This window comes from Neorhizobium sp. PAMB6716, assembly GCF_058242805.1.
Genome location: NZ_CM177835.1, coordinates 1,642,188 through 1,664,629, shown reverse-complemented (window position 1 = coordinate 1,664,629; position 22,442 = coordinate 1,642,188). Strand labels below are relative to the sequence as shown.

The 22,442-nt window shown below is 61.2% G+C and carries 9 protein-coding genes; all 9 read left to right on the top strand.

All coding sequences use genetic code 11. The features are described 5' to 3' along the window. Window positions 1–31 precede the first annotated feature (31 nt). Window positions 32–1,537 carry a hypothetical protein gene (locus tag AC4CWH_RS07980; RefSeq protein WP_491321117.1) on the top strand — a complete coding sequence of 502 codons (1,506 nt, stop codon included), beginning with the start codon at window positions 32–34 and terminating at the stop codon, window positions 1,535–1,537. Window positions 1,538–1,558: 21 nt separating this feature from the next. Then, a complete protein-coding gene (locus tag AC4CWH_RS07975) occupies window positions 1,559–1,990 on the top strand; it encodes a hypothetical protein (RefSeq protein WP_491321116.1) in 432 nt (143 codons plus the stop codon). Window positions 1,991–2,014: 24 nt separating this feature from the next. Continuing rightward, on the top strand, window positions 2,015–4,258 hold the full coding sequence (locus AC4CWH_RS07970; protein ID WP_491321115.1) for a portal protein: 2,244 nt from the start codon (window positions 2,015–2,017) through the stop codon (window positions 4,256–4,258). A gap of 10 nt (window positions 4,259–4,268) precedes the next feature. Then, complete coding sequence (locus AC4CWH_RS07965; RefSeq protein WP_491321114.1) at window positions 4,269–5,195, top strand: hypothetical protein; 927 nt, start codon at window positions 4,269–4,271, stop codon at window positions 5,193–5,195. A gap of 6 nt (window positions 5,196–5,201) precedes the next feature. Further along, a complete protein-coding gene (locus AC4CWH_RS07960) occupies window positions 5,202–5,405 on the top strand; it encodes a hypothetical protein (RefSeq protein ID WP_491321113.1) in 204 nt (67 codons plus the stop codon). 453 nt (window positions 5,406–5,858) lie between these two features. After that, window positions 5,859–6,131, top strand: a complete 273-nt coding sequence (locus tag AC4CWH_RS07955) for a hypothetical protein (protein ID WP_491321112.1) — start codon at window positions 5,859–5,861, stop codon at window positions 6,129–6,131. Window positions 6,132–6,336: 205 nt separating this feature from the next. Further along, window positions 6,337–7,857 carry a right-handed parallel beta-helix repeat-containing protein gene (locus AC4CWH_RS07950; protein ID WP_491321111.1) on the top strand — a complete coding sequence of 507 codons (1,521 nt, stop codon included), beginning with the start codon at window positions 6,337–6,339 and terminating at the stop codon, window positions 7,855–7,857. Between the two features lie 145 nt (window positions 7,858–8,002). Then, window positions 8,003–8,323, top strand: coding sequence for a hypothetical protein (locus AC4CWH_RS07945; protein WP_491321110.1), 321 nt, complete (start codon window positions 8,003–8,005; stop codon window positions 8,321–8,323). A gap of 127 nt (window positions 8,324–8,450) precedes the next feature. After that, a complete protein-coding gene (locus tag AC4CWH_RS07940; protein ID WP_491321109.1) occupies window positions 8,451–22,424 on the top strand; it encodes a PLxRFG domain-containing protein in 13,974 nt (4,657 codons plus the stop codon). Window positions 22,425–22,442: the final 18 nt, after the last annotated feature.

Below are 22,442 nucleotides of genomic sequence, written 5' to 3'. Positions count from 1 at the left end.
ACATCTCGCAGCCATGTCTGAGCAACAGCTTATGGAAAAGCTGAAGGACCAGTGGTGGCGGCTGCGTAACCTCTATTACATCCTCGACAAGGATGGTGAGACTGTCCTGTTTAAGCCCAACCGGGCGCAGGAACGCCTCCTCAAGCGGCTTTGGCACCGTAACATTGTGCCCAAGGCGCGCCAGCGCGGGTTCTCGACGCTGATCCAGATCCTGATCCTCGACGCCTGCCTGTTCAAAGAAAACCAGAAGGCGGCCATCATTGCCCAGGACGCATCAACAGCGTCGAAGATCATGCGCAACAAGATTGAGTTTGCGTATGAGCGTTTGCCGTGGGTGATCCGAAAGGCGGTGCCGATTACGACGGACAACGTGACGGAAAAGGCATTCGCCAACGGTTCGTCAATTCAGGTCTCCACATCGGCCCGCGGCGATACGCTAAACTGGCTGCACGTCTCCGAGTTCGGCATCATCTGCTTCGAAAGCCCGCGCCGCGCTGAGAAGATCATCACCGGTGCGCTCCCCGCTGCAGCGCAGGGGATTGTCTTTATCGAAAGCACGGCAAAGGGCCGCGCCGGCGCCTATTACAACATGGTGATGACGGCCAAGGCCAATGCCGAGCTTGGGAAGAAGCTGGGGCGGCTCGAATATCGTTTGCACTTCGCCAGCTGGTGGGACGCAGACGAATACGAGACAGAGCCTGAAGGCATCATCATCACGCCGAAGGACCACAAATACTTCGACGAGTTGGAAGTGCTGATCGGGCAACCGATCTCGCTGCGCAAGCGCGCCTGGTATGTAGCCACCCGCCTCAACGACTTCTCTGACGACGAGGAGAAAATGTGGCAGGAGCACCCGTCAACGGTCGAGGAAGCGTTTAAGGTCGGCACGGACGGCCTGATCCTTGGCAAGCAGATTTCCATTGCGCGTCAGCAAAACCGCATCACGCGCGTGCCATATCGGCCGGAACTACCGGTCAACACATTTTGGGATATCGGCGTCGGCGACGACATCGCCATATGGTTCCACCAGGCGGTGGGGCTGATGGATCATTTCATCGGCTATTTCGAGTGCTCGGGCGAGCCTTACTCGTACATCATGGCAGAGTTCCAGCGGCGCGGTTACGTCTACGGTCATCACTGGTTGCCGCACGACGCTGCGCACCGTCGCCCGGGCGCGATGGTCATCGAAACACCCCAGCAGATGATTGAAGGCCTTGGCCTTCGCAACGTCCATATCGTCGAGCGCACTCCCGATCTGATGGCCGCAGCCATGCCAGCGCTCAAGGAGGATTTCGTCAATTACGTCTTCGACGAGGAGGGCTGCAAAGACGGCCTCATCCACCTCGAGGGCTATACCAAAAGCTGGAACGAGAACATGGGCGTGTGGTCCGACGCACCAAAGAAGAACGGTCACCAGCACGCTGCCGACGCTCTGCGCCAGAAGGCACAGGCCCGAGAAGAAGTGCGCCGCCTTGCGGTCACCGGCGGCCGGAAAACCATCCCAACGCGCCGCAACAGAAGCGGCCTTGTCGTTTAAACACAGAAAAAGGATGCGATCATGACACCAGACATCGATCTAGCGCGCGCGCAATGGACAAAAACGCGCGAAGGCGTTACAGCTATTGGCACCTGGATACGGATCGAAAAGAGTTTTCGTCCGTGCATGGTTCTTATCCCGGCGGGCAGGGAGAAAGACGAGAGGATGCGACCTTGCGTTATCACGCAGGATCGCGCCTGGATTTGGGACGATAGGATCGGAGATCCTTCCCAAGCCGCCCCGATTGCCATGGATTTTGCAAGCACACTCGGCCTCTCGGCAGAAAACCCCCGCACCGTCATTCGGCTTGCGATGTTCATCTGTGACATGCTCGGCGATCTTCTCACAATTCCTCCCTACCAGGCGGACAACCGCAATGCCGTGGCCGACGCCACGTTGTTCGACGGGGATACAGGGGAAGTGCTGCGTGAGACCGAAATTTTCGACGGATGATCATATCTGCGGGGCGAACGCCTGATGTTCGACCTGCGCGCCGATGACGGATCAGTCCGCAAGAAAAAATATGACAGCCCGATTCCCGCAGATGGCGTCCCAATGGAGCGCCCTCTGGCGGGCAACAAGCTCGACAGCGCGCAAATGCAGAGCCTGCACGGGCGTTTGCTCGATATCTGGCAGCGCGAAGTGGATCGGCAGGCGGATAACCGCCGTTCCATGGCGATCGACGAGGATTTTTACGACAACATCCAGTGGACCGAAGATGAGGAGCAGGTGCTGCGTGATCGCGGGCAGGTGCCTCTCGTCTTCAACGTCGTGGCGACCACGCTGGATTGGGTGATCGGCAGCGAAAAGCGCGCCCGAACCGATTTCAAGGTGCTGCCGCGCCGCAAGGAAGATGGCGAGCCGGCACGGCGCAAGTCCGAACTGATGAAATACCTGTCTGACGTCAACAGGACGGGGTTCGAAGTCAGCCGAGCGTTCGAAGACGCGGCCAAGGTCGGCCTCGGCTGGATGGAGGATGGCTGGCAGGGCGACGACGAGGGCGAACCCATCTATGCGCGCTATGAAAATTGGCGCAACATGATCTATGACAGCAGCGCCACGCAGCTGGATCTCGAAGACGGTCGCTACATCGGCCGCAGCAAATGGGTGGATCTGGACGTGGCTTGCGCCATGTTCCCCAAGCGCAAGGTGCTTCTCTCCCGCTCCGTTGATGACGCAAACTCCTATCACAGCCTTGATACCTATGGCGACGAGGTCATGGACCAAATCGAAATCGAGAATGAAGGGCAGGGCGAAAGCGGACAGGTTTCCAGCCACATCACCGGCTACCAGCGCCAGCGCACGCGAATCATCGAATTGTGGTTCAAGCTTCCGGTCCAAATGGAACGCATGCGCGGCGGGATGTTCCAGGGCGAGGTCTATGATCAATACTCGCCGGGCCATTTGGACCAGGTGGAGCGCGGCGAAGCCGAGGTGGTCAAAAAGCCCGCCATGCGCATGTATGTCGCCCTGTTCACCACGAATGGCATGCTTTGGTTGAGCCAAAGCCCTTATCGCCATAACCGGTTCCCCTTCACACCTGTTTGGAACAAGCGCCGCGGGCGTGACGGCTTGCCGTATGGCATCATCCGCAACATTCGCGACATCCAGATCGACATCAACAAGCGCGCATCGAAGGCGCTGCACATCCTCTCCACGAACAAGGTCATCATGGACGATGACGCGGTCGACGATATCGACAAGTTCATTGAGGAAGTTTCCCGCCCTGATGCGGTGATCGTCAAAAAGAAGGGGTCAGAACTCAAGATCGACGCCGATCGCGATCTGTCCCAGTACCACCTCGAAATGATGTCGCGAAACATCCAGATGGTGCAGCAGGTCGGCGGCGTCACTGACGAGAACCTTGGCCGCTCCACCAATGCCGTTTCGGGCGTTGCCATCACCGCCAGGCAGGAGCAGGGCGCGCTTGCCACTGCGCACCTGTTCGACAATCTGCGGCTGGCCCAGCAGGTGCGCGGCGAGAAGCAGCTATCCCTCATGGAGCAGTTCATGAGCGAGAAAAAGCAGTTCCGCATCACGAACCAACGTGGCAGCGCGGAATATCCGACCATCAACGACGGTATGCCCGAGAACGACATCGTGCGCTCCAAGGCCGATTACGTGATTTCGGAGGAAGATTGGCGCGCGTCCGTGCGGCAGGCGCAGGTGGCGGAATTGCTCGACTTGTTGGGCAAGCTTGCTGGCGTTGCACCGCAGGTGGTCATGGTGAGCCTCGATCTCATTGTCGAGAGCATGGACATCCCGAGCCGCGACGAACTGGTCAAGCGCATTCGTCAGGTCACCGGCATGGTGGACCCCGACGCAGACGAGAACGATCCGGAACAGATTGAGCGCAAGCAGGCGGCCGGGAAGCAGCAAGAACTGCAGTTAACGCAAATCATGGGCGAATTGCGCGCGTTGACCGCAAAGGCGGCACGAGATGAGGCCGCCGCCCGTGAACTCGATGCGCGTGTGGCCAAGGTCAACACGGAATCGCAACGCACCGCCGTCGAGACAGCAGCAGCCGCGGCGGTAGCCCCCAACACCGCAGATATGGCCGACGCCATGCTGCACGAGGCGGGTTACGTCTCGCGCACGGAAGCCGAGCAGCGCGCAGCGCAGGCGGCCCAGCAACAACAGGCAATGGCCGAACAGCAGGCACAGCAACAGCAACCCGCACCGGGCGCCCAGGCGGCACCGGAGCAAATTGGACTTGGATGAGGGATTGATCATGGCGGCCAAGAAGTGGACCGAAGAAGAACTGGCGCTACTCACCGAAGATGAGCGCGAAGGCATGCTCGAAGACGAGGACGGTGAGGACGAGGAAGGTGGCGAAGGCGCCGCCGAGGATGACGGCGCAACCGCAGCCGCCCCAGACGATGAAGGCGGCGACGATGAGGAAGAAGGCGAGCAAGCGCCGGAAGGTGATGCCGCTGCGGTTGCCGCCGATACTGCCGCTGTGGCCGAACCCGATACGGCAGAGGAAGAAGACGAGCCGCTTGAAGACGACGAGGTGCCAGGCTGGATCTTGCCGCCCGACTTTGCCGAGAAGGCCGCTGCCATCGAGGCAGCGCGAGACGAACTGGCGGCCAAGTTCGATGATGGTGAACTGACGGCCAAGGAGTTTTCGGAACAAAGCGCCGCCCTTGCCAAGCAGCAGCGCGCGATCGACACGCAGCAGATCTCGGCCGACATCGAGAAAAAGCACGCCCTTAAGACCTGGGGCACAACGGTCAAGGACTTCACGCGCGACCATCCGGAATATGGCCCGAATTCGCCGCTTCGTGGTCTGCTCGATGCCGAGGTGCGCAAGCTGCAGGCCGGCGTCAACAACCCGACCAACCCAGCGCTGCTTGAGCGTGCCCACAAGGCGATACAGAAGACGGTTGCCGCGGCCTATGGCGTCAAGCCGGCCGAGACCGCCGACAAGAAGCCAACGGACAAGAAGGCAGGCGCAACGCCTCTCAAGAAGCGTCCGGCGCCACCACCGACACTGGCATCCGTCCCGGCGTCCGATATCAGCGAGGCGGATGACGGCGGCGAATTTGCCTATCTCGATCGCCTGGCCGAGAAAGACAGTGTGGGCTTCGAGCGCGAGCTTGCCAAACTGGAAAAATCCAACCCGGCAGCGCACGAGCGCTACCTGCAACAGGGCTGACGCACGATGCTGATCCTCGAAATGAAAATGGGACAGATTTTGGTTCTGGACGGCATCGGCGAAATCACGATGCAGGAGAAGTCCGGCCGGCGTGTTCGGCTGGCGATTGACGTGCCGAAAACGCAAGGCGTGCGTATTCAGAAGCCGGGCGCAGTTGTGCCTGCGGAGCCGGTCGCGAGCACGCCGGTCCATCCGGTCGAGGATTGGTAGTTCTGGCAGTCCAAAAGGGGATGCGGCGGGGAAGCGTGGGCGGCAGCGATGCCGCCCACGTTGCGTTTATGGTTTGGTTTCAGGTGGTTGTGGTGGGGTGTTGATGTGGAGGATGAGGATGGAACGACGAACGCGGTTTTGCGCGATTTTGTGAGGTGATTTCCGCAAGAAAAAAGGCCCCGTATGGCAGCACGGAGCCTTTTCAGAAACCCATCGGTTGCAGCCGTGGATTACGTCGCAGCGAAACGGGAGGAAAGCCAAAATCGCCAATGGTCCGCCGTATCTGGATTTGAAAACGGAGGCCACCTGTCTTGTAGGCAGCAAGCAAAATTCGCCTCGATCGGCTTCTCTGTCAACGAATATCTTCGCTGGTTGAGATTGGCTCCCGCATCGGTTAGAGTGCAGCCATCTCAGGCGCTGGATGTGCCAGTCCACACCCGCTGAGAGTTCCCCATGGAAGTTATCCACACCACCACCGTTGAAGCCTCGGAAGAGGGCAGCGCGTTCGCGCCTGCCGGTGGCATCGTGACGTTCCAGGTCAAGGCGGAAACGCTTGACGTCAAGTTCGACGTGCTCGCACGTGCCGCGACGACTGCGCCGTGGGTCAAGATCGACACAATCGACATCAAAGATCCCATCGCAGCGTACAACGCGATGCCGCTGATGCGCGTCGATATCTCCGGCAACATCGGCGGCAATGTCGCCGAGGTGTGGAGCGTCGAATGAGCAGGCTCGCGACACGTCTCAAGCTCAAGCGCCGGCTGACTGGCGCACAGGCGTTGGGTGACGCCCCCGTGAAGGGTGGCGGTGTCACGTCGCTGCGCCGTGAGACAGACGGCACAGTTGCGGTCTTATCTCTCGCCCAGACATGGACGGCTATCATGACCCGCCAGCCTGACGGTTCTGTTGTTGTAACGGGGAACGGTTGATTATGGCAAAACTTCGTTATTCCCTCAACAATGGGGTTTCATGGATTGTGCTTGAGGGCGCGCTCCCGTTGTCTATCCCCTCGACAATCGCAGAAACCGTCACACTAGAGACGATAGGCCCTCCCGTTACCAATGCGGGTATTTCCTTTGATTATTTGGTAACGGATCAGGCAAGCCTTGATGCGTTGACCATTACGAGTGGCATGAATATCGGCGTCCAGCGGGGCATTGTTGTCCGTGGTGATATAAGCCCTGACACTGCCTCAAACGTGACAATCGCCGCATATGGCGTGGGCGCTCCACCGCTGTTTCTCGGGTCCATTCGGCACACGTCTGGATGGTCCAATGTTTCCGGCACCGTATGGGAAAAGGACATTGGGTATACCGCGCTTAACTGCTTTGCCATGTCCGGCGATGTCGGCAGCGAGACGGTAACTAAATTCATTCTCGGCACATATGCTTCGCTCACATCCGGTCAGTTCGGCGTTTCAGGGAATGTGCTGCGGATAAACTCGGCCACCGATCCGAATACCCTTAACATTGAGGTTCCCATAAACGGGGCGATCAATACTGCAACAGGGTTCCACTCTACAGGAGACAATAACCGCGTCTCGGGCCTTCGCTTCTGGTTCTTCGGCTTCAACGGCTTTGAACTGGCTGGCTCTGGTGTAGGGTCACAAGTTATTGATTGTGATTGCAACTATAATAGCAATGACGGTGGTGGAGCGCACGAAACAGCGTCCGGCTGGGTGGTAAAACGCAATCTCTTTGAGCGCAATGGTCAGGTACGTGGAGGCACTACCGCGCCGGGCGATGGTTTTAGTGCGCACGACACCACCAGCGGTACTGTGGAAGATTGTATCTTCCTCGACAACGAAAAGGAGGCTATGGGACACCAGCCGTCCGCATCCGTAACCATGCGTAGAAACTTCCTGAAAGGCAATTATCAGGAACTTGTTATTCTCGCGACAGGTGGCGTTGGTTCGGTCAGCGGGGAGTTCGTTTTTGACTACAATGTCATCGTGTATGTTCCAGAGGGGCAGGCCAGTGGTTTTGGCGCGATATTTGTGGCGAACAGCCCCCAAAGGCCAAGCCTTAGCGCGGACAACAACACGCTGTATTGCTCCGGCACGCCCGGTTCAGGACAGTGTGGTCTTCGTATGGGCGGCGGCGATGTTACATTCCGAAACGGCATCATCAAAGGCTTTAGTCGTGCCATTGATTTCCGTGCATCGGAAGCGGCAAACGGCACTCTGGTCAACACCAACAACTGCTTGCATGGCAACACGACAAACTATTTCAACAACTCGACGCCTGGGGCAGGTGGTGTGGCGGCTGGGGCAGGCGATGTCCTGTCCAATCCTCTTTTCGTGGATGCAGCCAGCGACGATTTCAACCTGCAATCTGGATCGCCTTGCCTCAATGCTGGCGTGGACCTTGGCTTTACGTCTGATTATGCCGGCAACCCTGTGCCGTACGGCGCTGCGCCTGACATCGGTGCTTTAGAGCGGCAGTCGGCGTAACCCACACTCCCGATCAGTGTGTACGTGCCAGCAGGTGACAAGGATTCCTTGACGACTGCCGGCACGTGCAAACTCAATAAGCGCGTGGTAATATGCGCCAACTGCACAGGACGTGCTCAATCATCATCGATCGAAAGGCACGCCCATGGCTCTCCCTGATGTTCATATCGCTTGCGGGTTCGCCCCGGCAGACGCACCGTTCGGCGCAAAACAGCCGTTGTTCGGCGTGATCGACGGCGCGTGGTCCGAAACCCCGGCGCTCGATGCAATCACCACCAATGCTGCTACCGACCGCAACGGAATGATGCCCGTTCTTCGCGTCACGGTGCAGGCCGATGCGTATCTCGACATTGGCACAGGCGACTTGACCAATGCCGTCACGCTGTTGCTGATGCTCGACGACGGTCACACGCACGACGTCTACGTCAAGCCCGGCGTCAAGGCTCGCGTCCGCGCCGCGGCCTGATCGAGATAAGATCGCAAACAAGCCCGTCGGAACACTCCGGCGGGCTTTTCTTATGCCCCCGCGCCATCTATAAATCATGCACCTGTCGCGCAGGACGTGCGGCTCCAAATCAACCGGAGCCACACCTATGCCTGTTATCCTCGGCCTTGATGGCTCGGACTGGAATGACCCGCTCAACATCTATGGCGGGAAGCCAACGGCAGCGGCCGAGAAGCCGGTTGAGGCAGCGCCAGCGACGAAGGCTGATGCACCTGCAACCAAGCCCGAAAACAGCTATCGCGACCCGTATGTAACGAAGGCACCGCGCGCGGAAAAGACCAGCCGCATTGCGGAAATGCCGGGCCTCGGCGATGAGGGCGATGATCCGTTCGCAGCCGTGCTGCGCGATGGCACATATGCGCCCAAGCCGGAGCGCAAAGAGGTGTTCACGCCGCAGTTTGAGGAGGTGGCCGCCGCCGGCAAGGGCTGGACGGACGTCGTCGATGCAGACGGAAATGTGGTGCGCCGCACCGGCACCAGGGCATGGCGCAATAACAACCCCGGCAACATCGAGTATGGCAGCTTTGCGAAGAGCCTCGGCGCGATCGGCACCGACGGACGGTTCGCCGTGTTCCCCAGCTACGAGGCAGGGCGTGCGGCAAAGGCCGCGCTGCTATTCGAGGGCAAGAACTATCGCGACAAGACGATTCATGGAGCGATCTCCCGTTATGCGCCCCCGAGCGAAAACGACACGGATGCGTATGCCAGCGCCGTTGCGCGTGCTGCAGGCGTTACGACCGACACGCCGATTTCAAGCTTGACGCCAGCGCAGCGCGAAGCGGCACTGGATGCAATGGAGCGCGTCGAGGGATTCCGGCCCGGTCGCGAAATTGGCGGTGGCCGCGTTGAACGTGCGCCGCTCGAACCCGTCTCGGCCAGCGCGTCTGGCAACTCGATCGTGGTCGACGAGAATTTCAAGGCATCGGACCCAATGGGGCTATTGGCCGGCGGAAATCCGTTCGACGACATGGCAAAGCAGCGGCGCGCGCAGATCGAGGCCGATGCAGAGGCCGCAGCAACGCAGTCCGAGACCAACCGCATCAATGCGCTCAATGAGCAGCACAATGCGGAGGCCGGCCAGCGTGTCGAAGCGCTCGAGGCGAAAGATCCGGGCCGATACGAGACGATCGCTGAATCGCAGTTGGGCGACTGGCAGCAGAAATGGGAAGAGCAGAACCGTTCCGGCGGCGTGCTGGGCGATACCGGCCGCATCCTCAAGTCCGGCACCATCAGTCTTGGGCAGTCCCTGTCTTCGCTTGCGGACACCGTGTTCCGCAAACTGCCAGGCGGCGAGACGTTCCTGCAGGCATCCGACGATATCGACCGTTGGGCCATGGGCAAGACGCTGGATCAGCGCATGGCGCAGAGCCAGACGCAGGCCAATGCGTCGGTGACGCAAGCACAGCAGGATGCAGACGCCAAAAACTGGTGGGACGCCGACAACAAGCGGTTTGGCCCGGCGTGGCGCGATCCTCGCAGCTATCTGCGCGTGGTGGGCGAAAGTGCGCCAAGCACACTGGTGACAATGCTGCCCGGCGGCATTCTCGCGCGCGGCGCATATCTGCGCACCATGGCGGCAACCGGATCGCAAGTGAGGGCAGCAGCGATTGCTGCGCGCACGGCCACAGTCGCCGGCGCGATCTCGGAAGGCATCCTTGGCGGTGCAGACGCGGCAAAGAACGTGCGCGACCGGATCGGGCAGATTGCGCCGGACCAGCTGGCGGGAAGCGATGCCGTCAAGGCACTCGTCGATGGCGGGATGAGCCAAGAGCAGGCAATCAAGGCAGTGACCGAGGATGCCGCAACGCAGTCGTTCCTCATGGCAGGCGTTGCCACCGGCATGTTCGGCGGCATGGGCGACCGTGCGCTGGCAAAGATCCTCGCCGAGGGCGTCGGCGGCAACGTGGCAAAGCGCGTGATGGCAGGTGCCGCGCGCGGCATGATCGGCGAGGGCGTGCTGGAAGAAGCACCGCAGAGCGCGCTGCAGACGATGGCCGAGAATGCCGGCGTGCAGCGCGTGGCCCCGGATCAGCAGATTACCGAAGGCGTCGGCGAGGCGGTCGCGTCTGGTCTGGCCGGTGGTGGCGTCATGGGCGGCACACTCGGCGGCGTGGGCGGTGCAGCCAGGCCGAAGGCCGAAGGCGAGGCCATGCCGGCAGATGCAGGCGCTGCAGCCGCGCCCACGGTCGAGACAACGGCAAGCGGACCGATTGGCCGAGCCACGCAGCATGCGGCAGAGCAGCAGGCGGCACGCACCGCAGCAGCCGCACCGGTGGCAACGCCGGCCGCCGCCACTATGCCGGATGGCGCTCCGGAAGTCGGCGCAACCGTGCGCGTGGATGCGGACGGCATTCAGCCGTTCATGGGCCGCGTGGACAGTTACGAGGGTGACGAGGCTGTCATCGTCGATAGCGGCACTGGCGAGGTCTACCAGATCCCGCTCGCCAACCTGTCAAAGATTGCGGATTCGCCGGAGAAGATTGCGGCCGATAACCCGCCGGAAACCGGGCCGATCCCGATTGGCGATAGCCTGCCCGAATTTTCGACCGATCCGGCGTTGGAGCCGGCAGCACCGATTGCCGCGACGGTGACCAATGAGGGGCTGGCGCCGGCATCGCAGGACATGGAAGCCAACATGCGCTTCCCCAGCGCACCACCGCCGGGCCAGCGCATCATCGTCAACGACGAGAAGGCCGGCCGGTTTGCTGCTACGGTCGAGACGTGGGACGGCACGGACGCCGTCGTGCGCACGGATGACGGCAAGTCGTACCAGGTGCCGCTCGAAAGCCTGAAGGTCAATAAGCAGACGCCAAAGCAGGTGGCGGCCGAAGACGCGCAGCGCGTGCCGCCGGTGGACCGGACGGAAGAGAAGGCCGCTGTTGCCGGCCCGACCATGCGCAAGGTTATGGGCAAGACGCTTGTCATGCCCGATGAGAACCATGCACGGCTTTTCGATCTCGGTCTTAGCCGCTCGATCTCCAAGAACACGCTCGGCGCATCGCAGCTGGATCTGGCGAACGTCGATAACCCCGAACTGAAGGCGCTCGCTGATGCCTTCAAGGTGACGCCGCAGGCGCTCGGAAGCATGGCCGATGATTACCGGTACCGCGCGCAGCGTGCGGCAAAGACGGCCGGTTCCGATCTGCCGCAGCGCATCGCACCGGTGAACGAGCGCCGGCTGAAGCAGTGGCAGCTAGAGCGGTCCAAGGCCGATGCCGATACGACGAACACTGTCGGCAACGAAATGTGGTGGGATGCCGAACTGACCGCGCCGGATCGCAAGCGTATTTTGGAAGAGGCAGGCGTCAAGCGCAGCGAAAACGCAATGTGGGGCACGTTCACGCCCGCGATCCGCGCCAAGATCGAGGCCGCCCGCAATGGCGGTGCGGTGCAGGAGGATTCGGCCAGTGCAGCGCCTGTGGCAGATGCAAACGTTGAACCCGGCACCGCCACGCAGACAGCGCCGATTGACATGGCCGCAACGGAAGCCGCGACTTCGCCGAAGAACGAACGGCCAGAACCGACGCAGGCGCAGAAGGAAGCCGGAAACTACAAGCTCGGCCATGCACGCATCGGCGGGCTCGATATCTCGATCGAGAACCCGGCGGGTTCCGATCGTAAGGGCGTCGATAAGGGCGGAAAGGCGTGGTCGGTGCGGATGAAGAGCCATTATGGCTACATCAAGGGCACTGTGGGCCGCGACAAAGACCACATCGACGTGTTCGTGAAGCCAGGCACAGAGACGCTGACGGATGCCGCGCCGGTTTTCGTGGTCGACCAGGTCGGCCCCGATGGCAAATGGGATGAGCACAAGGTGATGCTCGGCTTCAACACGCGAGCCGAGGCAGAACAGGGCTATCTCGACAACTACAGCGACGGTTGGAAACTCGGCCCGGTGACGGAAACAACGCTGGGCGAATTCAAGCAATGGCTTGATACCGGCAACACGGCAAAGCGATTCAGCGAACGCAGCGCCGGCGTTCCGGATCAGGACAAGGCTCGCATGCGTCAGGTCACTGACGAGGAAGTCAAAGCCGTTTGGACCACGCCGGCATTCCGCAAGTTCCGCGCCGAAATCAAACCGATGGACCCGCACCGCGAAAGCTCGGTCGCCTATCAGATGATCGCCGGCTGGCTGGATCAGAAGGAAGGCAAGCCGCCAACCAAGCCCGCACCAAACGGCGGAACGACGGACCCGATCGAGCCGTATCTGATGGGCTACATCGGTGCGCGCGATGGCGCCGGTCTCAAGATCCGCGCTTCGCAGGCGGATGAGGTTTATCGATCGGCGATGCAGATCTACGAGGCGGAGACGGCTCGACCGACTGCGGCTGCAAAGCCGGCGGTGGAGAAGCCCGCCCGGGCACCAGTGTCTGTCGCGAAGCCGGCCGCCGCACCACGTCCCAAACCGCTGACGCAAGCGCAGCGCGTGGACCGCTACGCGAATTATTTCCAGCCAGGCCGAGACGTCGATGCTTATGGCGGTGGCAAAGACCGCGTGATCAGCTTTAACCGCAACGGGACCGAATGGACCGTGACGGTTGCCGAGGTCAAGAAGGACGGTTCTCTTGATCGCGAGCGCACACATTCGTCCATACCCACAGATCGCGAACTGTCCGCATGGGAGAAGGCAAACCCGGTACCGGAGAAGCAACCGGCGGTGAAGGCGGCCTCGGCACCAAAGGCAGCGCCGGCCGTCAGCGAGAACAAGATCTTCACCGAAAGCGCGGCCGATAAGGCCCGCGCGTTGCTGCGCTCAAAGCTCAATCAGCTGAATAGCGGTATCGATCCCGAGATTATGCAGGCCGGCATCACGCTTGCCGGCTACCACATCGAGAAGGGCGCTCGCACGTTTGCCGCCTACGCCTCCGCGATGATCGGCGACCTCGGCGAGGTAGCGCGCCCATACCTGAAATCGTGGTATATGGGTGTGAAATATGATCCTCGCGCTACAGGCTTCGACGGAATGTCGAGCGCGGCCGAGGTGGACAGTGCCGACGTCAACGCGATCGGAAAGGAGACCGCAGATGAACCTGCAAAACTGGATCAGCCAGGCGCGCCAACACTGGAAGGAATTCCAGCCGACGCGGTACCAGGCGCTGAAGGAAGCCGGGCAGCTGGAGAGCGCCCTGCAGCAGGCGGCCGAGATGACGTTTCGGGAGACGGACGCGCTCGAACAGAGCGGGTTCAGTCCGGACGAAGCGTGGCAGATGACGCGGGAGGAGTATCTGTTCCCGCCACCGGAAGGAACGCAGCCGCAGAGCCCGACATCGATCAGCGCGGCAATGATGGACGCGATGCGGGCCGGTCAACGGACGATGGGCGCCGAGTAGTTCCGAAGTCGTCGGTTGATGCCCTCAAGGGCGTCGAGAGCGCCGCCACGCCCGCGCAAAGCCTGCCGGCCGATTATGCCATCACGGATAGCGACCAGATCGGCCAAGGCGGATCGAAGGCCAAGTTTGCTGGCAACGTCGCAGCCATCAAGGTTTTGCGCACGCTGGCCGATGAGAACAGGCCGGCCACCCGCGAAGAGCAGGCGGTGCTTGCGAAGTGGGTAGGCTGGGGCGGCCTTCGTGCCGCGTTCTTCCGTGATGACGGATCAGCGAACAAGGGCTGGGAGAAGCAGGCCGCCGAGTTGAAGGCATTGCTGACGCCGGAAGAATACCGTGCGGCCGAATCCTCGACACGCAACGCGCATTACACCTCGCCCGAGATCGTCGGTGCCGTCTGGAACGTCGCGCAGCAGCTTGGCTTCAAGGGCGGGCAGGTGCTTGAACCGTCAGTCGGCGCCGGCAACTTCATCGGCATGATGCCTGCAGGCGCGAAAGCAGGATCGCATGTCACCGGCGTCGAGCTTGACCACATCACGGGCGGCATCGCCAAGAACCTTTACCCCGCGGCCAATATTCAGGCGCCGATGGGATTCGAGACGCTTGTGGTGCCAAACGACTATTTCGACCTGGTCATTGGTAACCCGCCGTTCGGCTCCGAGCGGCTGTACGACAAGAACCGTCGCCACCTCAACAAGCTTTCGATCCACAATTTCTTCTTTGCCAAGGCTGTTGAGGCGCTGCGCCCCGGCGGCGTGCTGGCAATGGTGGTGACAAACCGCTTCCTTGACGGCAACAATGCCGCCGCCCGCACGATGATTGCCAATCAGGCGGACCTCGTCGGCGCGATCCGGTTGCCCAACAATGCGTTTCTGAAGAACGCCGGCACCGAAGTGACCACGGATATCGTCATCCTGCGCAAGCGCACCGCCGAGGACGGCGCCGGCGACCGCGCGTGGGTGGACGTGGCCGATTACCGCGGCAAAGACGGCAAGACGGTTCCGCTCAATCGCTACTTCATAGCCAACCCCGGTATGATGCTCGGCGATTTCGGCGCCTATGGCACGATGTACGGCCCGGATGAACCGGCGCTTGTCGCGCGCGAGGGGCAGGATCTGCCGGCCGACCTGCGCGCTGCAATCGCGACGTTGCCCAAGGATGTGATGCCGGAGCCGGGCGTGGAGATGCGCCCGACCGAAACCGTCGTCGATGGCGTCGAGGCGGCATCCGTTGGCTCGATGTTCTTGTCGTCGGATGGCACGGTCCATGAGCGCATCGCGGATAGCCTGGGCACGCCCCAGTCAAAGCCGGTGACGTTCGCCAGCGACAAGGCTAAAGAACGTGTCGAAGGCATGGTGCGCGTCCGTGATGCATTCTCGCGCCTTCGTCGTGCGCAGATCAGCGACACAGCGACCGATAAGCAGATCGAGAACCTGCGCGAGCGGCTGAACAAGGCGTATGACGCCTTCGTTGGCAAGAACGGGCCGATCAACCACGACGCCAACAAGCGCCTGTTCCGCGACGATCCGACGTGGCCGCAGATTTCGGCGCTGGAAAACAATTACGACAAGGGCATTTCCGCCGAAGTCGCCAAGAACACGGGCGAGACGGCCCGGCCGCCGAAGGCCGACAAGGCCCCGATCTTCACCAAGCGCACGCAACAGCCTTACCAGCGCCCAACGTCTGCCGCATCGGCAAAGGATGCGCTGGCGCAGGTGCTCAATGACCGTGGCCGCGTCGATCTGGATGAAATGTCGCGGCTGTACGGCAAGCCGGCCGACGCCATCGTCGATGAACTGGGTTCGCTTCTCTATCAGACGCCGGGCGGCACCTATGAAACGGCCGACGCCTACCTGTCCGGCAACGTGAAGCAGAAGCTGGCCGAGGCCGAGCGTGCCGCCGTCTCTGACCCGACATTCCGCCGCAACGTCGCGGCCCTGCGGGATGTGCAGCCGGAAGATATCGAGGCAATCGACATCGATGTGAAGGCGGGTTCGCCCTGGGTGCCACCGAAGCACGTTGGAGACTTCATCGAGCACATCACGGGGAGCAAAGGCGCACGCGCAGTTTACTCCAAGGGCAACGGCATTTGGGTGCTGGACGTGCCGCGCTCGACGCCGGCATCTGATGCAATGTGGGCTACCGGACGCGCATCGGTGAGCCAGATCGTCAACGCTGCGATCAACGGCAAGTCGGCGCAGGTCTACACGAAGGATGCCGAAGGCAAAGACGTGATCGACCAGCCGGCAACGGAAGCCGCCAACGAGAAGGTTTCGCGCGTCAAGGAAGAGTGGAACCGCTGGCTTTGGCAGGACGATGCACGCCGCGTCGAACTGGCCCGGCTCTACAACGATACGTTCAACACAGACGTCATCCGCGTTTATGACGGCGCGCACCTGTCGTTGCCGGGTAAAGTCGGAGACGACATTGTCACGCTGCGCCCCCACCAGAAATCCTTCGTCTGGCGCACGCTTCAGTCATCTGTTGCGCTGGCAGACCATACCGTCGGTGCAGGCAAAACATTCGCCCTGATCGCATCCATCATGGAAAAGCGCCGCACCGGGCAGGCGAAGAAGCCAGTGCTCACCGTCCCGAACCATCTTGTCGGGCAGTGGGCAGCAGATTTCCAGAAGCTCTACCCGGGCGCCAAGGTGCTGGCCCCGACCAAACGCGACTTCGAGAAGCAGAACCGTAAGCGCCTGTTCGCCCGCGTGGCGACCGGTGACTGGGATGTGGTGATCGTCGCTCACTCGCAGTTCGGCCTGATTGGCGTCACGCCTGAGACCGAAGCCGCGTTCATCCAGCAGCAGATCGGCGACCTTGAGCAGTCCATTACAGACATGCGCCGGGAAACGGGCGAGAAGTCGCGCAACGTGGCGCAGCTGGCGAAGCAGCGGCAGAACCTTGAAAGCAAGATCAAGGGGCTCCTCGACGCCGGCCGCAAGGATGACGGGCTGTATTTCGATGATCTCGGCGTCGATGCGCTCTATGTCGACGAGTTCCACGAGTTCAAGAACCTGCCGTTTGTCACCGGCATGCAGCGTGTCGCCGGCCTTGGGAACCCGTCTGGCAGCAAAAAAGCCACCGACATGTTCATCAAGATCCAGAACGTTCTCGATCGAACCGGCGGCAACATCGTTGTGGCAACTGGCACTCCGCTGTCGAACACGATGGCGGAAATGTACACGGTGCAGCGCTACCTCGACAATAAGCGCCTCGGGAACTTGGGCCTGTCGCACTTCGACGCATGGGCACGTGTGTTCGGTGAAGCTGTCACCGACTGGGAACTGAGCCCGAGCGGCCAGTACAAGCTCAACACGCGCTTCGCCAAGTTCGTGAACATCCCCGAACTGATGAAGATGTATCTCGGTTTTGCCGACGTCATCTCTAACGACGACATCAAGGCGCAGCTTGCCGCGCAGGGCGAGACGTTGCCGTTGCCGAAGGTCATGGGCGGCAAGCCCAACAACATCACCGTCGAGCGTTCGCAGGACCAGGCGGCATTTATCGGTGAAGGCCGAATGGATGCCAACGGTGAAATGCGATTCCCGGAAGGGTCGTTGGTATATCGCGCCGAGAACCTGCCGAAGAAAGCAGAGAAGGGCGCCGACAACATGCTGAAGGTGATGTCGGACGCCCGCAAGGCCGCGCTCGACATGCGCCTGATCGATCCCTCCTATGCCGACAATGAAGGCTCCAAGGTCAATCGTGCGGCCGACGAAATGAAGCGCATCTACGACAAATGGAGCGACAAGCGCGGCGCGCAGCTGGTATTCATCGACCTGTCCACGCCCAAAAAAGCCAAGGCAAAGCAGGAAAGCGAACTGCGTGACCTGATGCGCAAGGCCGAGGAGGGCGACGAGGCAGCGCAGGAAAAGCTCGATGCCATGAGCCCCGACGAGTTCCTTGCTCTTACATCGAAATTCTCGGTCTATGACGATCTGCGGCAAAAGCTGATCGACCGTGGTGTGCCGGCCGATGAGATCGCGTTCATTCACGACGCCAACACGGAAATCCAGAAGGAAGAGCTTTTCGGCAAAGTTCGCTCGGGCCGGACTCGCTTCCTGTTCGGCAGCACCGCCAAGATGGGCGCCGGCACCAACGTGCAGAACCGCCTTGTGGCGCTGCACCACCTTGATGCGCCGTGGCGGCCATCTGACCTTGAGCAGCGCGACGGGCGCATCATCCGGCAGGGCAACGACCTGTATTCGGAAGATCCGAACGGCTTTGAGGTCGAGATCTTGCGCTATGCCACGAAGAACACGCTCGATGCGCGTCAGTGGCAGGGCATCGAGGCAAAGGCCCGGTTCATCGGGCAGGTGCGCAAGGGCGATGTGAAAACGCGCCAGATCGAGGACATTGCCGGCGAAGCGGCCAATGCCGCCGAGATGAAGGCCGCGGCATCCGGTAACCCGCTCATCCTGGAAGAGATGGAGACACGGCGCAAACTGCGGACGCTGGAAGGCCAAGCATCGGAGCATAACCGCAATCAGCACCGCATCCGCGACAAGATCCGCCAAGCACGCGAGGAGATCGAGGCCATCAACGCTCGCCTGCCCGGCGAGCGCACCGATGCGGCCAACGCCGAAAAGCTGGCCGACCAGCCGTTCAAGGCCATCGTCGATGGCGAGACCTTCGAGAAGCCGAAAGAGTTCGGTGCCGCACTGCTGGCCCGGATGCGCAAGGGCATTGTCGATGGCATGGGCGGCGCGGAAACCGTCGGCAAGTACGGCGATTTCACGATCCGCATGGATCACATGTACGAAGCGAAGTTCGACGTCGAAATCAAAGGCGCGCGCTCTTACCATCTGACGATCGAGGACGTCGGCCAGCAAGACCCGACCGGCCTTGCCATGTCGATTACCAACCAGGTGCGCAGGCTGACAAAGTTGCCAGCCAGCGACGAGGCGCGGGCAGCGGATGTGCAAGAGCAGATCCCCTTGATCGAAAAGCAAATCGGCCCTTGGCCGAACGCGGCCGAACTGGAAGAGACGGCAACCAAGCACCGTGCATTGCTCGATGCCCTGAAGCCGAAGAAGACTGGCACCGCGCCAGTCGCCGCGCCGGCTGATGCCGACGTTCTGCCGGCCAAGGCCGACAAGCGGCCGGATCCGGTGGTGACTTCGTCACAGGATCTGCGCTCGATGCCGGTTCCGACACGAAATGCCGATGAAGGCCTGATGCAGTGGGCGTTCCGTGTCGTCTCGGAGCCGGGCCTTAAATCGGGTAACGAACATCTGGTGGCAATCGACGACGACGGCGCCGTGATCGAGTATGGCACCGCCGGAAAGCCGAACATGACGGGGATGAGCAATAAGCTCGCCTCGGCCATGAGCAACCCGGATAGGCAGATCGTGCTGTTCCACAATCACCCGGGCAACAAGCCATTGAGCGCGCCGGATATCGGCAACGCGGCGCTGCCTGGAGTTCACGCGGTTTGGGCCATCGGATCAGGCGGGCAGAACACCCGCTTTGAGCCCACGCAGCGCGTCAAGGATTGGCGCTCAACCTTCGCAAGCGATGCCAACCGGCAGCTACAGGCACAGGCCGACATGACCAGATCCGCGATGGTCGCAAGCGATGCCGTCTTCAATTTCCTGCAGCGTCAGGTGCGGGATGGCAGCATCGGTATGGATGTGGCGCAGGATGCGCATGACGCCGCGATTCAAGAAGTTGCCAAGCGCGCTGGCCTCATTGCTTATTTCAGCAATCAGCCATATGATTTTGCTAGCGTTCCCGGCATGGATGCGCAATTGGATAAGGCTGCAAAGAGCCTTGAGAGGGCTATTTTCAATGACACAACAGCAAAAATTGCTGATGCCGGGGTTTATCGATCCGCCAAGCCCCTTCGACACATTGCAGAAATGGAAGGAATGGCTGTCGCAGATCGAGGCGATGTCGGCGCGAATTCCAAATCGGGCGGACTTGCTGAAGCAGGCGCGCGAGACTATTCGCCTGAAAGGGGCAGAACGGTCAATCGGGAACGGATTACCCGCGAACTGAGCGGCCGGCTGACGGACATCACGCCGGCAGTCCTCAAGGCAATCCCCCTCAATTACTTCATCGAACTGGCTCGGCCAAACATGGTGGCCGTCGGCGAATATCTGCGCGTGAAGCGGCTTATGGACGCCTTCCGTGGTCAGAAGCATGCCGATGCCGACGAGATCGCCGGACAGTGGCTGAAGTTCACGCGCCTGGGCTTTGCCTCGCGCGACAAGGCAAAGGCGCAGGCCCTCTCGGATCTGATGCACGACAGCACCATCTTTGGTGTCGATCCGTCGAGCACGGAAGATGAGGAGAAAGCCAAGGGCCATTATGCCGCCCTTCGCCAGCGCTATCTCGCCCTGCCACCCGCCGGCCGCGAGCTTTATAATAAGGTCCGTGACGCCTACAGCGCGCAGGCCGCCGAACTGGATGAGATCCTGCTGGACAACGTGCGCAAGGCGCAGGAGATCGCACGCGAGCAGGCAGAGCGCCGGTACAAGAAAACGCTCGAGCAGATCCGCGACGCGGGCCTTGCCATGGACCAGCGCCGCAAGGCGGAAGAAGACGCCAAGAGCGCCTACCAGGCAGAGACCACCAAATCGTCATGGGCAGCCAAGGCCCGGATGACGAAGCTGCGGATTGCATTCGAAAGCAGCCGCGTGCCGGCGCCATACTTCCCGCTCGGCCGGTTCGGTCGGTACTTCGTCACCGTGCGTGACATCGATGGTTCAGTGCTGACGTTCTCGAAGTTCGAGAAGGCCGCTGATCGTGACCGCTTCGCTTCTGAGATCGGCCGCGAGTATCCGGGCGGCACGGTCGAAAAGGGTGTGATGGAGGAGGGGGCAGACCTTCGCAACTCCATGGACCCGCGCATGGTGGCCGAAATCGAGACGATCCTTGGCGGTGCCGGCGTCGATAGCGAAGTCATGGACATGATCTGGCAGCGGTATCTCGAAACCATGCCGGATCTTTCGACCCGCAAGCGTTTCATCCACCGCAAGGGTACTGCCGGCTTCAACCGGGATGCGCTGCGCGTGTTCTCGTCACACATGTTCCATGCTGCCCACCAGATGGCGAAGGTCAAGTATGGCCTCGAATTGCAGGAGCTGGTGCAACAGGCCCGCGATCAGGCACGCGAAGCAGATGACCCGACGCGCGGCATGACGTTGTCGAATGAGCTTGCCAAGCGCCACGACTGGGTGATGAACCCAACGGGCGGCAAAGCCGCGCAGGTGCTCACGAGCGCCGCCTTCGTGTGGTTCCTCGCCGCATCGCCTGCCTCGGCCGCGCTCAACATGACGCAGACCGTTATGATGGGCATGCCGATCCTCGCCGGCCGGTTCGGCGGGATGAAGAAGGCAGGGCAAGCGCTGATGAAGGCGTCGATGGACAGCGTCAAGGGCAGGGGCAGCATCACGAATGCAAACCTCTCCCGCGAGGAGAAGGACGCAATCCAGGCATTCTATGACAGCGGCCTGATTGACCGCACGCAAAGCCATGAGTTGGCCGGCGTCGGTGACACTGGCGTCAATTATAGCCCGCTGCGCGCCCGTGTCATGGGCGTGATCTCCTGGGCGTTCCACCGTGCCGAGGTCTGGAACCGTGAGGTCACGGCGCTCGCCGCCTATCGAATGGCCCGCGGATCCGGGCAGGACCATCTGGCCGCGATCGATACGGCCCATGACCTGACGTGGAAAACGCATTTCGACTATTCCAATTCGTCGCGCCCGGCGATCATGCAGAACGATCTTGCCAAGGTCGCGCTCGTGTTCCGAAACTACAACGTCAACATGCTCTATCGCCTGTTCCGCGACATTCACCAGTCGTTGAAAGGCGAGACGCCGGCGGCCCGCAAGGAAGCCCGGTACCAGCTGGCCGGCGTCGTCGGAATGCAGGCGCTGTTTGCCGGCGTGTCGGGTGTTGCCGGCTTCAATCTGGCCATGATGGTTGCGGGGCTGATCTTCGGCGACGAGGATGATGACCCGCTGGGCTTTGAGCAGGCGTTCCGCACCGACATGGTCAACATCCTTGGTCCCGAGCTTGGCGGGGTGGTGCTCAATGGCGTGCCCGGCCATTATCTCGGCATCGACCTCACGACGCGCATCGGCATGCCGGATCTGTGGTTCCGCTCGCCCAACCGCGAACTGCAGGGCAAGGACGAGTATCAGTACTGGCTTTCGCAATCGCTCGGCGCCACCGTCGGCCTTGGTGAAAACCTCTATAACGGCTTCAACCTTGTAATGGATGGCGAGGTAGCGCGCGGCATCGAGACGGCGGCTCCGAAAGTTGTTCGCGATCTGATGAAGTCCTACCGCTACGCGAGCGAGGGGCTGACGTCGTTTGACGGCACCACCGTCATGACGGCCGATCAGATCGGGGTTCATGGCATCGTCGCGCAGGCGCTTGGGTTTACGCCGGCGTCTGTGGCCGAGACGTGGGACCGCAACACGGCGCTGAAGAACGCGGAAACCCGCATCATGCGTGAGCGCCAGCGCCTGGTCACGAAGTGGGCAATGTCCGTCATCGAGGACGAAGACGCTGAGATCGACAAGGCAATGAAGGCAATCGACAAGTGGAACGATATTCCGCTGCACCAGGCGGTGCCGATTAAGCCGGACACGCTGAAGCGCTCGGTCAAGACGCGGATGAAGAATTCAGCGAACCGCGATGAGCAGGGAACGCTCATTCGCAACGAACTGCTGGGCGAGCGGTTGCGCGGCGCCTTGTCAGAACGGATCTATGACTGATAGGCTCACGACACGCCC

Bases quoted from the DNA above. Each gene is read 5' to 3' on its own strand.
- AC4CWH_RS07980 (WP_491321117.1), top strand. From the start codon at position 32: ATGGAAAAGCTGAAGGACCAGTGGTGGCGGCTGCGTAACCTCTATTAC.
- AC4CWH_RS07975 (WP_491321116.1), top strand. From the start codon at position 1,559: ATGACACCAGACATCGATCTAGCGCGCGCGCAATGGACAAAAACGCGC.
- AC4CWH_RS07970 (WP_491321115.1), top strand. From the start codon at position 2,015: ATGTTCGACCTGCGCGCCGATGACGGATCAGTCCGCAAGAAAAAATAT.
- AC4CWH_RS07965 (WP_491321114.1), top strand. From the start codon at position 4,269: ATGGCGGCCAAGAAGTGGACCGAAGAAGAACTGGCGCTACTCACCGAA.
- AC4CWH_RS07960 (WP_491321113.1), top strand. From the start codon at position 5,202: ATGCTGATCCTCGAAATGAAAATGGGACAGATTTTGGTTCTGGACGGC.
- AC4CWH_RS07955 (WP_491321112.1), top strand. From the start codon at position 5,859: ATGGAAGTTATCCACACCACCACCGTTGAAGCCTCGGAAGAGGGCAGC.
- AC4CWH_RS07950 (WP_491321111.1), top strand. From the start codon at position 6,337: ATGGCAAAACTTCGTTATTCCCTCAACAATGGGGTTTCATGGATTGTG.
- AC4CWH_RS07945 (WP_491321110.1), top strand. From the start codon at position 8,003: ATGGCTCTCCCTGATGTTCATATCGCTTGCGGGTTCGCCCCGGCAGAC.
- AC4CWH_RS07940 (WP_491321109.1), top strand. From the start codon at position 8,451: ATGCCTGTTATCCTCGGCCTTGATGGCTCGGACTGGAATGACCCGCTC.